This window comes from Achromobacter sp. SIMBA_011, from assembly GCF_046535435.1.
Taxonomy (GTDB): domain Bacteria; phylum Pseudomonadota; class Gammaproteobacteria; order Burkholderiales; family Burkholderiaceae_B; genus Achromobacter; species Achromobacter dolens.
Genome location: NZ_JAWRWN010001001.1, coordinates 1 through 247, shown reverse-complemented (window position 1 = coordinate 247; position 247 = coordinate 1). Strand labels below are relative to the sequence as shown.

General features: G+C 63.6%; 1 pseudogene. It reads left to right on the top strand.

The annotated features are described in order from the left end of the window. Positions 1-247 (top strand): annotated as a pseudogene (locus SB816_RS34030) (ribosome biogenesis GTPase Der); the annotation flags it as partial.

Below are 247 nucleotides of genomic sequence, written 5' to 3'. Positions count from 1 at the left end.
ACCAGGAAATCTCCGACCAGGACGCGCATATCGCGGGCTTCGTGGTCGAGCAGGGCCGTGCGCTGGTGGTGGGCGTGAACAAGTGGGACGGCATGGACGACCACGCACGCGACCGCACCAAGCACCACCTGCAACGCAAGCTGAAATTCCTCGATTTCGCCAAGATGCACTTCATTTCGGCGACGGAAAAGTTCGGCATCGGCGCGCTCATGCGCTCGGTGGACGACGCCTACGCCGCCGCCATGGC